Source organism: Spirosoma validum, from assembly GCF_014699035.1.
Classification (GTDB): domain Bacteria; phylum Bacteroidota; class Bacteroidia; order Cytophagales; family Spirosomataceae; genus Spirosoma; species Spirosoma validum.
This window is the reverse complement of record NZ_JACXAA010000013.1, coordinates 163,539-176,511: the sequence shown is the minus strand read 5'-3', so window position 1 is coordinate 176,511 and position 12,973 is coordinate 163,539. Positions and strand designations below refer to the sequence as shown.

Genomic DNA, 12,973 nt, shown 5'->3' with positions numbered 1-12,973 from the left:
AGTTAGCTAAAAACTGCCTTTTCGGAGCTACTCAATTCACTGTCGCCCTTAAGCGAAGAAGCCCTGAATCAAGTGCCTTTCGCCGGAAGCTGGACAGCCGCTCAGCTTGGTGACCATCTGGCCAAAGCGTACGACATTATGCCGATTCTTACCGGTGAGACGAAACCAGCCAACCGCCCCATCGATGAAAATATAGAAGGGATTAAAGCTCTTTTTCTTGATTTTTCAATCAAAATGGAATCGCCGAAGGAGATTTTACCTGACGACGGCCCGTTCGAGAAAGCGGAATTGTTGGGTCGTTTAACTACACAAACTCAGCTTCTTATTTCCTACGCCCAACACAATGATCTAACGCCGATCTGTCTGGCTTTCGAATTACCTAAAACTGGACCGTTGACCCGCTATGAGTGGCTTTCTTTTCTTGCTATCCACACGCAGCGGCATATTCACCAATTGAAAAATATCATTCAGCACCTGGGGAACAGCTAAATGAATACAATAGAGGAACTAGAACTTATTACCGGTGAAACCATTATTTTTCTCCGCAAACGTGGAACGGGCCCTCCCCTGTTGTTGCTGCATGGCTTTCCACAGACCCATTTGATGTGGCGCGATATAGAACCCCTGCTGGCTGACCAGTTTACCTTACTCTGTCCCGATCTGCGTGGGTATGGACGTAGCGGTTGCCCTCTCTCAGATTCAACGCATACGCCTTATAGCAAGCGGGCAATGGCTCGAGACATGGTGGATGTTATGGATCAGCTCGGCTATGACCAGTTTGCCGTTGCCGGCCATGACCGGGGTGGGCGCGTTGCTTATCGATTGGCACTGGACCATCCCGGACATATCGAGCGACTGGCCGTTCTTGATGTCGTACCAACAGCAGCCGTATGGGATCGCGCCGATCGCCGATTTGCGGATGCTTACTGGCCCTGGAACCTCTTCGCGCAACCAGAACCTCTGCCCGAACGACTGATTCTGGGGGCCCCTGATGCCATTGTTGATAATGCCCTGACCAATTGGGGATCGCCCAAAGCCATCTTTCCCGACGAAATTAGAGAAGCCTACATTGAGCCATTGCGTGATCCAGCACACGTTCATGCCATTTGCGAGGAGTATAGAGCGGCTGCTACGCTTGATTATGAACATGATACTGAAGACAAGAAACAAGGACGTCGTATCCAGTGTCCAATGCTTGCTTTCTGGGGTGCTGGTGGGCCATTAGACACGTGGTACGAAGCTGACGGTGGGCCACTACGTTTGTGGCGTCAATGGGCCGACGACGTTCAGGGATGGCCAATCAAGGGTGGCCATTTCTTTCCGGAAGAGTTGCCTGACGAAACGGCACAGGTACTCAGCCGGTTTTTTTCAGGAAATTAGAATAAGGATCTTCAATCCCAATCAATGAGAAATGGTCGGCTAAGTATAGAAGAATCCAATTGAAAGAATCAATGTGGCCAAAGCCGCCGTGTAGTAATACCCGATGCGATTTTTGTGGATTGTTGATTTCCTCGTAATAGATGTTAGTACCACCAGGCGTAAAAAGCTGAAGAGTTAAGTACTCAGATTCAACTCGGTTCAGACTGACTCGTAACGTAGCAAAATGACACCTGACTCATACGTCCGGGTATCGATAGGCTTCATTTGCGGACGGGCAAGCTCACTGGGGAAGAGCGCTTTGCCGGTACCCAACACAGACGGACAGACGCGCAGATGATACTCGTCAATCAAGTCCGCTTTCATGAGCGACTGAGCCAGCGAAATACTGCCCCATAAAACCATATCCTTACCGGGTTGTTGCTTTAAATCCCGTACCGCTTCAACAGCATCTGCGCTGATTACCGTTGCAGGTTGCCATTTTCCCCAAGGTGCTTGCTTCAACGTTCGCGAGAAGACAAATTTTAGCGTACTATTCAACCGATCCGCAATGATTTCCATATCCGTTGTGGCTTGAGGCCAGTAATCTGCAAACATATGGTACGTAACAGCGCCGAGCAGAATCGTGTCGATGTTGTCCATAAAGCCGAAGATATCTTCATCCGAATCTTTACTCAACTCCGGTGCCGGAAAGAAGTCGAGTTCGCCGTTGGGACCAGCGGCATAGCCATCGATGGTAACCCATTCCTGAAGAATCACATTTCGCATAAGTGAGTTTTTTTATTGGCTAATTCATTTTTTTTCAAGAAGAGGACGCGGGTCGAACAGGACTTTGAGCGATTTAACCTTACCTCCTTCAGTCGTGTACCAGCCGCTGCTGAATATTTTCGGACCGCCCATATCAATCGTATACCACAAACAGACATCCGAGCCGTCTACGAAAACTTTCTGAACATCGTACTTAAAGCGCATTTTCTTCATATCCTCGATATATACATCTCCACCATCGCGGGTGCCCATCACGCCCACGAACGACATATCATCGGTAAGTAAACCGCGGGCAGCATCGAAATCTTCGTCATTCAGCGCCTTGATAAATGCCAGTACGGCTTCTTTTGCATCGGTCTTGTTTGCCATAGCTCTAATCGTAAGAAAACCTGTCTATGTATAATTCCTATGCTACTTTTTTGTTTGGCGATTTTGCCGAATTGATCTAATGGTGAAGCGGTTATAAACGGCTGTTCTGCCATATTACCACTGAAAACAAAGTCAGTACGTTAGAGTTTGTCTGAGAACCGAAGGAAAACGGAAGGCGATGACAACAGCGCGAACGGTAGTCTGGCAAGCTATTCAATGGACAGGACTGGAATATTTCATCTTGACACCCGCAGAGGGTGGACTACTGGCCGATGGGCAATTGATTGGCATGTATGAGGGTAGACCTTACTCGCTGCACTACCAGATACGTATCGACAACCGTTGGGCTGTGCGGGAAGTGATTATACGTAGTGACGCAGCAAATGACGTATTGATACAGTTGACTACCAACGGACGAGGAGAGTGGTATGATCGGGAAGGAAACTTATTACCGGAGCTGGCTGGCTGCATTGATGTTGATCTAACCTTATCCCCTTTTACGAACACCTTACCCATTCGGCGGCTGCGCTTTTTGTCCGAACAACCACAGCAGATAAACGTAGTGTATATCGATTTACCCGCCGGGAAGATCAGTTCAGTTAGCCAATTATACATACGACTGACCGACGATTGCTACCGATTTCAACAGCCGGATAGTTCTTTTAGCGCCGACCTCCCCGTCGACGCCGATAAGATGGTGATCGACTATCCGAATTTGTTCCGGCGCGTTTCGTCAGGCTAACAATCGGGAGGTTAGTGGGTTAACTAGTCAACAGTGTTTGAACAAAAACGTAGATAGTCTATGGTTAATGCAAAAACATTTCATATCAACGTTCCTCAGTCGGTTCTCGATGATTTGAAGGAACGCTTAGCTGACACCCGCTGGCCCGATGAGCCAGAAGACGCCAACTGGGAGTATGGTACGAACCGGGAATACTTGAAAGAACTGGCCAATTACTGGCAAAATCAGTTCGACTGGCGAAAGCAGGAAGCCATGCTCAACCAGTTTACGCACTACAAAGCCATGGTCGATGGCCTGAATATCCACTTCATTTACGAGAAGGGAAAAGGCCCCAATCCAATCCCGCTGGTGCTGACACATGGCTGGCCAGACTCCTTCTTCCGGATGTACAAAATCATTCCGATGCTTACTGACCCCGCGCGATTTGGGAAAAACCCGGCCGATTCATTCGATGTGATTGTGCTATCGTTTCCGGGTTTTGGGTTCTCCGATAAGCCAACCAAGCCGGGTTTCAATCTGGGCCGAGTGGCCGAACACTGGCATAAACTGATGACCGAAAACCTGGGTTATCACCGTTACGCGGCCGCCGGTGGCGATGGAGGAGCGGCTGTCTCTGAGCTATTGGGTCAGAAATATCCGGATGCGTTAACTGGTGTGCACATGACCGATGTTGGCTTTCAGGCTAGCCTGAACGCTGATCCAAAAACGCTATCGGATGCCGAAAAGCAGTACATGGAGCAGATGCAGCAGATGGGTATGCAGGAAGGCGCCTACGCGATGGTCCAGGGTACTAAACCGCAGTCGCTGGCCTATGGTCTGAACGATTCACCCGTTGGTTTAGCCGCCTGGATTATCGAAAAATTCCGCACCTGGAGCGACTGCAACGGTGATCTGGAGAGCGTTTATACCAAAGATGAATTGCTGACCAACATCATGTTGTATTGGGTTACCGACTCCATCGGGTCAGCTATTCGGGGGTACTACGAAGAAACGCATACGCCATCCTACCAACCGGGCGGGCGGGTTGAGGTACCCGTAGGCATGGCTATTTTTCCGAAGGATAATCCACCGCCACGCGAGTTTGCCGAACGTAGTCTGAACATCCAGCGGTGGAGTAAGATGCCGCATGGTGGTCACTTTGCGGCTTTAGAAGAACCCGAAACGCTGGCGGATGAATTGCGCGATTTCTTCCGGCCACTACGTAGTAGATGACACACTAGTTACTAACCTAACCAGCAGCGATCATGAACTTCGCAAAGATATTCGATATCATAACCCCACTTATGATTATCGCCCTTATGGGTGTGATCATAATCGGTTATGGCTTCGTCCATCCCCAGCAGGAAAACAATGTGCTCCAGTTCATTTTCGGCATTCCTATTGCCCTGTGAGCCGCTGGATTTCACTTTCTGATTCGACGGATCGTAAACTATAACACGCTTTATATGTGGATTATAGAGGGCGTTATCGTTGGATGTCTCATCTATGCGTATCCGAAGATGTAAGATTGACCTACCACTACCAGTCTATTCGGCTATCAAGGCATTTTTTCGCTCGTTTACGCTGTCGTTACGGGCGCTGGTAAAAGCGAAAGGCGTTGAGGTGATCGAAGTAATTCCGCCCGCCCTCAATACAGGTTTGGGTGGTAAAGGCTTACACGACCATGCTCCATCCGTAAGCGGTTCTATCGACGCAATTTTTGAGCAACTGAAGCAAAACGGAACTGACCTACGGCACCAGCGCAGACAGAGCCAACGGCTCCGCCAAAGATTTGCGTATCTGGTTCAACCAGATGAAGCAGTCTGTTTAGTTTATCTAAGAGCCTGCCTCCACTAAGTCAACCATCTTCTTAGCCATTACAAACGCATCGAAGCCGCAGATAATCCATCATTCTGCGGCTTCGATGCGTTTGTTCATTCGTTATTATCCGTTCAATCCAGATTGTATAGGAAAGTTAGCGAACAGGACATCTGTATATTTACGCGCCACTGACCAGTACAATAGGTTATCAAAAGCGGTAAAAATGCTTTAAGTATTGACAGGAACAGCAGCGAGCCGATTTCTCCGGCAAGGTGTGTCCTGTCTGGTATAGTTTAACAAATCACATCATAATGACAAAGCTTGCAGATATCGGCTTAATCGGCCTGGCCGTCATGGGGGAAAACCTCGTGCTCAACATGGAAAGTAAAGGGTTTACTGTCGCTGTTTCGAATCGAACAGTGGAGAAGGTAGACAAATTTATCGGCGGCAGAGGTTTCCAGAAAAACTTCATTGGCACGCGTTCCATTGAAGAATTAATTGCTTCTCTTAAAAGACCCCGTAAAGTGATGTTGCTGGTGAAGGCCGGCCAGGCCGTCGATGATTTTATTGAACTGATCATTCCACACCTGGAGCCGGGCGATATCATCATCGATGGAGGGAACTCGTATTTCGTCGATACCATTCGTCGGACCAAATACGTAGAAAGCAAAGGATTTCTTTACGTTGGAACCGGCGTTTCCGGCGGAGAAATCGGCGCTCTGATGGGGCCTTCGATGATGCCGGGAGGAAGCGAAAAAGCCTGGCCGTTCGTCAAAGACATTTTTCAGTCCATTGCCGCCAAAGTAGACGGAGGTGTCCCCTGCTGCGACTGGGTGGGGAGCGACGGCGCTGGTCACTTTGTAAAAATGGTGCACAATGGCATCGAGTATGGCGATATGCAGATTATTGGCGAGGCTTATCAGGTTATGAAGGACCTGCTGTACATGAGCCCCGATGAAATGCATGAAGTATTCAAAAAGTGGAATACCGAAGAACTGGACTCGTACCTGATTGAAATTACAGCCGACATCCTGGCGTACAAAGATGAAGACGGAAAGCCGATGGTCGATAAAATTCTGGATACCGCCGGACAAAAAGGTACCGGAAAATGGACAGGATCGGCGGCTCTTGAGATGGGAGTTCCGCTAACCCTGATCGGCGAATCGGTATTCGCTCGTTTTTTGTCGGCGCAGAAAGAACTACGTACCCAGGCCGCGAAAGTAATTAGTGGTCCAAAGCCCAAATTTGAGGGTGACAAGGCGCAACTGATCGATGATTTGAAAATGGCGCTTTATGGTGCTAAGATCATTTCGTACGCCCAGGGGTATAACTTGCTGATGGCAGCGGCCAAAGACTACAACTGGCAACTGAATTACGGTGATATTGCGCTGATGTGGCGGGGTGGTTGCATTATCCGATCGGCGTTTCTGGCCGACATCAATAAAGCGTTTGATAACAATCCAGCCTTGCCGAACCTGCTGCTCGACGATTTCTTCAAACAAAAGATCGAAGCAGCACAAGCCGGTTGGCGCCGGGTGTGCGCTGCCGCTCTGAGCAACGGTATTCCCGTTCCCGCGCTTACATCCGCGCTTTGCTATCTGGATGGCTTCCGTAGCGAATGGTTACCCGCTAACCTGCTGCAGGCCCAACGCGACTACTTTGGCGCACACACCTACGAACGTATCGACAAGCCCCGTGGTCAGTTCTTCCACACCAACTGGACAGGTGAGGGGGGCGATACAGTGTCAACCGCATACAATAGCTAAACGAGCGTATAGTGATATTCCGGTACTTTGTAAAAACTGGTAGAACAATTGCCAAGCCATTTACCAATCAGGAGCATCATTAAGTATAACACCCTCACAAACAAACGTATCCGGCGTAATAACCGGATACGTTTGTTTGTGAGAATATCATTGCGCCGGACACTAAAAACACTTATGCAGCAAATGAGCTTCTGCCACCTCTTTTTAATTCGATAGTGGCAGAACCTAGCTTGTTGCGTCTCAATGATGTATAATAAACCCGGAAATACGTCTTTACTTACAAGTAACCTACCGTGACACATACAGCGCGACTTCTTGCTTTTCTATTTTTACTGACCACTGTAGAAAACGTAATCGCACAGGCAGATACACCCGCTCATCGACAAAACACACACCAAGCTGACAGTTTATTTAAAGCTGGGGAGCAGAAAATGAGCTCAGGCGATTTTGTCGACGCGTTAGGATTGGCCGAAAAAAGCTTGTCCATCTATCAAAAACTAAATCAACTGGACGGAGCCGGGAAAAGTCTTAATCAAATTGCTCTCGCGTATTATTACCAGGGTAACTACGCAAAAGCGCTTCAATTCTTCGATAAAAGTAAATTCGTCTATCAAATAGCCAATAATAAAAAAGGAATGTCATCGGCCCTGAACAACATGGGGGCTGTTTATTATTACCTCGGGAATAAACTAAAGGCGCTTGAGTTGTATAAACAGGCCATTGCCATACAGAAAAAAATAGGAGATCGAAAAATTATTGCCTCAACCACTCAAAATATTGGCGGAATTTATGTGTCGATCAAAGATTTTTCAAATGGTATGGCCTACTATCAAAAAGCCTATACTTTACAAAAAGTAATTAACGATTCCGTCTCACTAGCACAGACCTTAAATGGAATCGGTGAGATTTATATAAAGCAACAAAAATATCCCGATGCCTATAATTACCTTAACCAGTCATTAATCATTGCCAACAAATTAGGCAATAAGCTGAGGCAAACCGAAGTGCTATACAGTTTAGGCGAATTATTCAATCATCAAAATAAGTCTGATCGGGCCCTTTCATATTATACACATGGTCTGGTCATAGGTAAGGAAATCAACAACCTACAGTACATCAGCAATTTAAAAATTGCGCTTGGCGATTTGCTGAATAAAATGGGGAAAAGGTCTCAGGGGATTGAAAACTGTAAGGAAGGTCTCAACATCGCTGAAAAATTAGGCGCTTTAACACTAAAACGAGAAGCCTGCGAATGCCTTTACAAATCCTATAAGGCTTTGGGAAATAATAGTTCGGCGCTTCATTTTTATGAGAAGTCTATCGTTCACAAAGACAGCTCGCAGTTGCAGGAAATTGCCAGTCAGGCACAGAATATGGAGTTTCAAAAGCAGCAACTGGTCGATAGTGTTTCCCATGCCCGAAAAGAACAGGTTATTCAGCAACAACATAAAGAAGAAGTTCGAAAAAAAGAACAGCAACGGAACATGATCATCGTCTCGTTAGGCTTTATCGTTGTTGTGGCTTTAGGGCTTTGGAATCGACTGAATTATGTTAGACGATCGAGGGAAGCCTTGCAGAAAGAAAAGGATCGTTCGGAAGAGTTACTGCTCAACATTTTACCAAAGGAGATTGCCGATGAATTGAAAGAAAAAGGGAGTGTGGATGCTCAGAATTTTAGTTCTGTTGCTATCCTTTTCAGTGATTTCAAGTCATTTACCCAAACGGCCGAAACGATGTCTCCTCAGCAGTTGGTGGAAGAAATCAACGCCTGTTTCAAAGCCTTTGATCTGATTACGGAAAAATACAAAATAGAGAAGATAAAGACGATTGGCGATGCCTACATGGCAGCGGGTAACCTCCCCCACTCAGATCAGCAATCAACCCGGAATACCGTTCTGGCAGCCATGGACATGCAGGCGTTCATCGCAGACAGAAAAGAGGAAAACGATGTAATCGGTAAGCCTGCTTTTGAGATGCGCATAGGCATACACAGCGGACCCGTTGTGGCAGGCGTAGTGGGTGTCAAAAAATTTCAGTACGATGTATGGGGCGATACGGTGAATACTGCCAGCAGAGTCGAAAGCAATGGCCAGCCAGGAAAAGTAAATGTGAGTGAATCGATTTTTAATCTGTTGAAAGACGACGACAGCTTTACGTTCGATTATCGTGGTGTTATCAATGCGAAGGGGAAAGGTGATATAAAAATGTATTTTGTTGAGAAAAAAGCTGTTGAATTGGATCATCAGCCAGATAACATGCCCCGTGTCGGGACATATTGGCCAACACAATCTATTTCCCAATAATCTCCTTGCGGTGGGCTAACCCCCAATAATGCAGCTCCTCAATAACCTTCTCCAGCGATAGACCGTGTGACGTAATGGCGTATTCGACCGTTGGCGGAAACGTATCATGGACGGTCCTTTTCACCAATTGATTGGCCTCCAGGCATTTCAGCTCTTTCGATAAGGTTTTGTCGGTAATCCCGATAACGTCTTTAGCGATCTGCTTAAAGCGTTTAGGACCCGAAGTCAATGAAAACAAAATCAGCAGTTTCCACCTTCCTTCAAGCGCTTCTAACGCGTCTTTGATAGACAGCATATTCTTCGGGCAGCCTCCGCTTGTCAACATCAATCCAGGGTTATTTTGGGTTCCGTTACTATCCGTTCGGATAGCGCTATCCAAACAGGAAGCGCTTTCGATCGGATAGCGAATATACATACTTTTGAGCCATTACCGAAACGCAATACGATGGCAAATCAGCAAAAATCATTTACCGTAATGCACGTTATTCTTTGGGTTGTACAGATCATTCTAGCCGCCAGTCTTGTCTGGGCGGCCTGGATGAAGTTGGCTCAACCAATCGACAATTTATCAACCATGTGGCCCTGGACCGGTCAGATTCCGGCTACGTTGGTAAGACTTACCGGAATCGTGGATTTAGCAGGGGCCGTTGGCTTGATACTACCTTCGTTGCTACGTATTCAGCCGACACTTACCCCAATTGCGGCTGTTGCCCTAATCGTGCTTATGCTGTGCGCCAGCATTTTTCATATTGTGCGGGGAGAAGCATCAGTCATTGGTGTCAATGTCGTTTTTGCCCTGCTTGCCGCTTTTGTGGCCTGGGGTCGATTTACGAAAGTGCCGATTGCGACAAAGTGAAAAGAATCAATTGACGATTACAGACCTAAAGGTTTTACAAACTGTTTAAGTATAACCCACGAAACGGCTACAACAAGCCGAGATTCAGCTACAAGTCTGAACGCTGGAAAACGGACCTTTGCCGGGCAAACAAACCATACCTATGCGTACTGCTCAACCTCGTCGATTTAAAACGATAACCGAATTCCATCAATTCCGAGGATTGCCTAAACCGGAACATCCGTTGGTCAGTGTCATTAATGTGGCCAACATGATGCCTTTGCCTGATGCAGAAACGAATATGGTCAATGATTTTTATCCATTGCCCTGAAATGAAACTTCAGCGCCCGGATGAAATATGGTCAGCAGGAATACGATTTCGATGAGGGAATCCTGTTCTTTATGGCCCTTGGTCAGGTACTCAAAATTGAAACGGAAGCTGGTTCATCCCGGCTTTTTGTGGAATACGCCTTTGGCCCTATAACTGATATGGTTGATTAAGATCCGTTCGATTTTACTGGGAGGTAGTGGTGTCGGGTTCTCAAACCCGACACCACTACCTCATACTGACGTCAATTTAGTATAAGATCCTAATTACCCTGAAAATCTGCGTTCTATGGTTATAGCAAACGTCTGGCGTCATTGTTCTTGTCAACATTTGTCCCAATGATCCGTTAAAAACACCGGTCAGGGCGCTTTTAGGAACACATTCCCAAACCGCATGATCGTTATGCGCATTCTGTCGCTCAGTGTAGTTTTTCTGCTCAGCTTTTCTACCTACGTTGCCTTAGCTCAGTCAACCCACACGCACATCATTCACCCGCTGAAGCTGGAGCAAGTGAGCGTGAACGATCTGTTCTGGAGTCCGAAGCTGAAGGTATGGGATGCGAAGACGGTGTACGACGTATTTGATAAACTCGAAGGGGCCTACGAACCCGACCGTAAAGACCTGATTGACGAGAAAGCTAAACTTGGCCGGACACGTAACGCCTTTCTCAATTTCGATCTGGTTGCGCAGGGAAAGAAAAATACGGGACAGCACGACGGTCCGCCCTGGTACGATGGCCTGGTGTACGAAACCATCCGCGGAGCCGCTGACCTGCTGGTCGAATATCCCGACCCGAAGCTGGAAAAGAAAATCGACGGGTATATCGACCGCATTGCTGCCGCCCAGGCCGCCGACCCGGATGGTTACCTCAATACGTATACAACACTGGTAAAACCCGATCAGCGGTGGGGCACCAACGGCGGGGACGATAAGTGGCAGCACGATGTGTATAATGCCGGGATGCTGATCGAAGCGGCTGTACATTATTATAAAGCGACGGGCAAAACGAAACTCCTCGACATAGCGACCAAATTCAGCAATTACATGTACCGGGAAATGGGCCCCGATCCCAAAAAGAACGTCATTCCCGGACATGGCGGCCCCGAAGAAGCCATTCTGAAACTCTATTGGTTGTTTAAAGACGAACCGGCGCTGAAAGCGAAGATGAGCGTACCAGTAGACGAAAAGCACTACTACCAACTCGCTACGTTCTGGATCGAGAACCGGGGCAACTACGGCGACAAAGACGGTCGATACGCCCGCAAAAGCGATGAATCGTACAATCAGGATCACATGTCGGTCTTTCAGCAGAAAACCATTGAGGGCCACGCCGTTCGTGCTACGTTGCTGGCAACGGGCGTAGCGGCTACGGCGCTGGAAAACAACGATCCGCGCTACGTCGAAACGGCCAACAATTACTGGGACAATATGATCGGTAAGCGGATGTTCATCACCGGGGGCGAAGGCGCCATTGCCGACGGCGAACGATTTGGCAAGAACTTTTTTATGCCCGAATCGGCCTATCTGGAATCCTGTGCGGCTATCGGTTCGGCTTTTTTCAGCCAGCGAATGAACGAACTGGAAGCCGACGGCAAATACATCGACGAACTGGAACGGGTGCTGTACAACAACTTGCTGTCCAGCGTGTCGCTCAAGGGCGATCATTATTTCTACGAGAACCCGCTGGTGGCAACCGATCACAAGCGTTGGGCCTGGCATAGCTGCCCCTGCTGCCCGCCGATGCTGTTGAAAATGGTGTCGGCCATGCCGGGTTTCATCTACGCCTATGACCAGGATGCCGCCTACGTGAACCTGTTCATCGGTAGCCAGGCCGACCTGACCGTTGCAGGAACCAGCGTCAACCTGAAGCAGGTGACACATTACCCCTGGAAAGGTGAGTCGGTAATTGTTGTGAATCCGACGGCTACAAAGGCGTTTACGGTGAAGGTGCGGATACCGGGATGGGCGCACAGTCAGGAGAATCCGTTCAATTTATACACCTCGACCGTACAGGAACCGGTGTCGCTGAAGGTGAACGGGAAAGCCGTGTCAGTGCAGCCGCAGAACGGATACGTAGCGATCCGCCGAACCTGGAAAAAAGGCGATCGTATCGAGCTAAGTCTGCCGATTCAACCCAGGATCGTCTCGCCCAGTGATTCGATTCAGACGATCAAAGGCAAGGTAGCGCTGGCATCCGGCCCCATCGTGTACGGACTGGAAAGCATCGACAACCCCAACCTGAACGACCTCACTCTACCCGCCAATACGCCCCTGAAACTAACGTACCAAGCCAGCCTGCTAAACGGCGTCAACGTAATTACGGGACAGGCTACAGACAAAAACGCGAAACCGGTTTCCTTCACCGCCATCCCGTTCTACACCTTCAGCAACCGGGGCGTTTATTCGTATAAGGTGTGGGTGGCAGAGAAATAGAAAGTTGAATCATTCGTAACCCAGGTTAAGCTCCTGCGCTTGCTCGACTAAAAAACGTAGATGGTCTTTACGTGCTGTTTTTTCTGATTCCTTTTCTGGAACCTCCTCTGTAGAGGACAATAGCGGTTCATCTGCTACCTGTTGATCTTGTAAAGTCGGTTTCTTAACAACTTGTTTCATTGTATTTATAAAACTTAATACAAGTATAGTAAAAGAAATAAAGCTTCATGCTGCTTATAGGAAATCGTCTGC

At 48.0% G+C, this 12,973-nt stretch carries 15 protein-coding genes and 1 pseudogene; 12 read left to right on the top strand and 4 right to left on the bottom strand.

Going from position 1 to position 12,973, the window contains the following annotated elements:
* Positions 1-24: 24 nt before the first annotated feature.
* A pseudogene (locus IC230_RS27520) lies at positions 25-489 on the top strand (DinB family protein); the annotation flags it as partial.
* A complete protein-coding gene (locus tag IC230_RS27515) occupies positions 490-1,380 on the top strand; it encodes an alpha/beta fold hydrolase (protein ID WP_191042278.1) in 891 nt (296 codons plus the stop codon).
* A gap of 198 nt (positions 1,381-1,578) precedes the next feature.
* On the opposite strand, the gene IC230_RS27510 is transcribed toward IC230_RS27515, so the two are convergent.
* Together IC230_RS27510 and IC230_RS27505 are read right to left on the bottom strand one after the other, a co-directional pair.
* Positions 1,579-2,145 (bottom strand): dihydrofolate reductase family protein, encoded by a 567-nt coding sequence (locus IC230_RS27510; RefSeq protein WP_191042277.1) that lies wholly within the window; start codon positions 2,143-2,145, stop codon positions 1,579-1,581.
* A 24-nt stretch (positions 2,146-2,169) separates the two neighbouring features.
* The gene (locus tag IC230_RS27505) at positions 2,170-2,514 is read right to left on the bottom strand and encodes a nuclear transport factor 2 family protein (protein ID WP_191042276.1); all 345 of its coding nucleotides are present in this window, start codon (positions 2,512-2,514) and stop codon (positions 2,170-2,172) included.
* Between the two features lie 178 nt (positions 2,515-2,692).
* On the opposite strand from IC230_RS27505, the gene IC230_RS27500 reads away from it, so the two are divergent.
* The 6 genes from IC230_RS27500 (at position 2,693) to IC230_RS27475 (ending at position 9,125) form a co-directional block, all read left to right on the top strand.
* Positions 2,693-3,256 carry a putative glycolipid-binding domain-containing protein gene (locus IC230_RS27500; protein ID WP_191042275.1) on the top strand — a complete coding sequence of 188 codons (564 nt, stop codon included), beginning with the start codon at positions 2,693-2,695 and terminating at the stop codon, positions 3,254-3,256.
* A 60-nt stretch (positions 3,257-3,316) separates the two neighbouring features.
* On the top strand, positions 3,317-4,468 hold the full coding sequence (locus tag IC230_RS27495) for an epoxide hydrolase family protein (protein ID WP_191042274.1): 1,152 nt from the start codon (positions 3,317-3,319) through the stop codon (positions 4,466-4,468).
* Positions 4,469-4,500: 32 nt separating this feature from the next.
* Entirely contained in the window at positions 4,501-4,647 is a 147-nt protein-coding gene (locus tag IC230_RS34195; protein WP_223860886.1) for a hypothetical protein, read from the top strand.
* Positions 4,648-4,741: 94 nt separating this feature from the next.
* Positions 4,742-5,092, top strand: a complete 351-nt coding sequence (locus IC230_RS27485) for a Rossmann-fold NAD(P)-binding domain-containing protein (protein WP_191042273.1) — start codon at positions 4,742-4,744, stop codon at positions 5,090-5,092.
* A gap of 275 nt (positions 5,093-5,367) precedes the next feature.
* Positions 5,368-6,822 (top strand): decarboxylating NADP(+)-dependent phosphogluconate dehydrogenase, encoded by a 1,455-nt coding sequence (gene gnd / locus IC230_RS27480; RefSeq protein WP_191042272.1) that lies wholly within the window; start codon positions 5,368-5,370, stop codon positions 6,820-6,822.
* A gap of 293 nt (positions 6,823-7,115) precedes the next feature.
* Positions 7,116-9,125 (top strand): adenylate/guanylate cyclase domain-containing protein, encoded by a 2,010-nt coding sequence (locus tag IC230_RS27475; protein ID WP_191042271.1) that lies wholly within the window; start codon positions 7,116-7,118, stop codon positions 9,123-9,125.
* Here the strand turns inward: IC230_RS27475 and IC230_RS27470 are convergent.
* Positions 9,112-9,540, bottom strand: coding sequence for a winged helix-turn-helix transcriptional regulator (locus tag IC230_RS27470; protein ID WP_317171854.1), 429 nt, complete (start codon positions 9,538-9,540; stop codon positions 9,112-9,114). The two genes, IC230_RS27475 and IC230_RS27470, sit on opposite strands and share 14 nt — an antisense overlap.
* Positions 9,541-9,570: 30 nt before the next feature.
* On the opposite strand from IC230_RS27470, the gene IC230_RS27465 reads away from it, so the two are divergent.
* From IC230_RS27465 to IC230_RS27450, 4 genes are all read left to right on the top strand, one after another.
* Entirely contained in the window at positions 9,571-9,981 is a 411-nt protein-coding gene (locus tag IC230_RS27465; protein WP_191042270.1) for a DoxX family protein, read from the top strand.
* A 142-nt stretch (positions 9,982-10,123) separates the two neighbouring features.
* Complete coding sequence (locus tag IC230_RS27460) at positions 10,124-10,291, top strand: hypothetical protein (RefSeq protein WP_191042269.1); 168 nt, start codon at positions 10,124-10,126, stop codon at positions 10,289-10,291.
* A gap of 20 nt (positions 10,292-10,311) precedes the next feature.
* Positions 10,312-10,461 (top strand): hypothetical protein, encoded by a 150-nt coding sequence (locus IC230_RS27455; RefSeq protein WP_191042268.1) that lies wholly within the window; start codon positions 10,312-10,314, stop codon positions 10,459-10,461.
* A gap of 220 nt (positions 10,462-10,681) precedes the next feature.
* Positions 10,682-12,721 carry a glycoside hydrolase family 127 protein gene (locus tag IC230_RS27450; RefSeq protein WP_191042267.1) on the top strand — a complete coding sequence of 680 codons (2,040 nt, stop codon included), beginning with the start codon at positions 10,682-10,684 and terminating at the stop codon, positions 12,719-12,721.
* A 9-nt stretch (positions 12,722-12,730) separates the two neighbouring features.
* Here IC230_RS27450 and IC230_RS27445 read toward each other — a convergent pair whose 3' ends face one another.
* The gene (locus IC230_RS27445) at positions 12,731-12,901 is read right to left on the bottom strand and encodes a hypothetical protein (RefSeq protein ID WP_191042266.1); all 171 of its coding nucleotides are present in this window, start codon (positions 12,899-12,901) and stop codon (positions 12,731-12,733) included.
* Between the last annotated feature and the right edge of the window lie 72 nt (positions 12,902-12,973).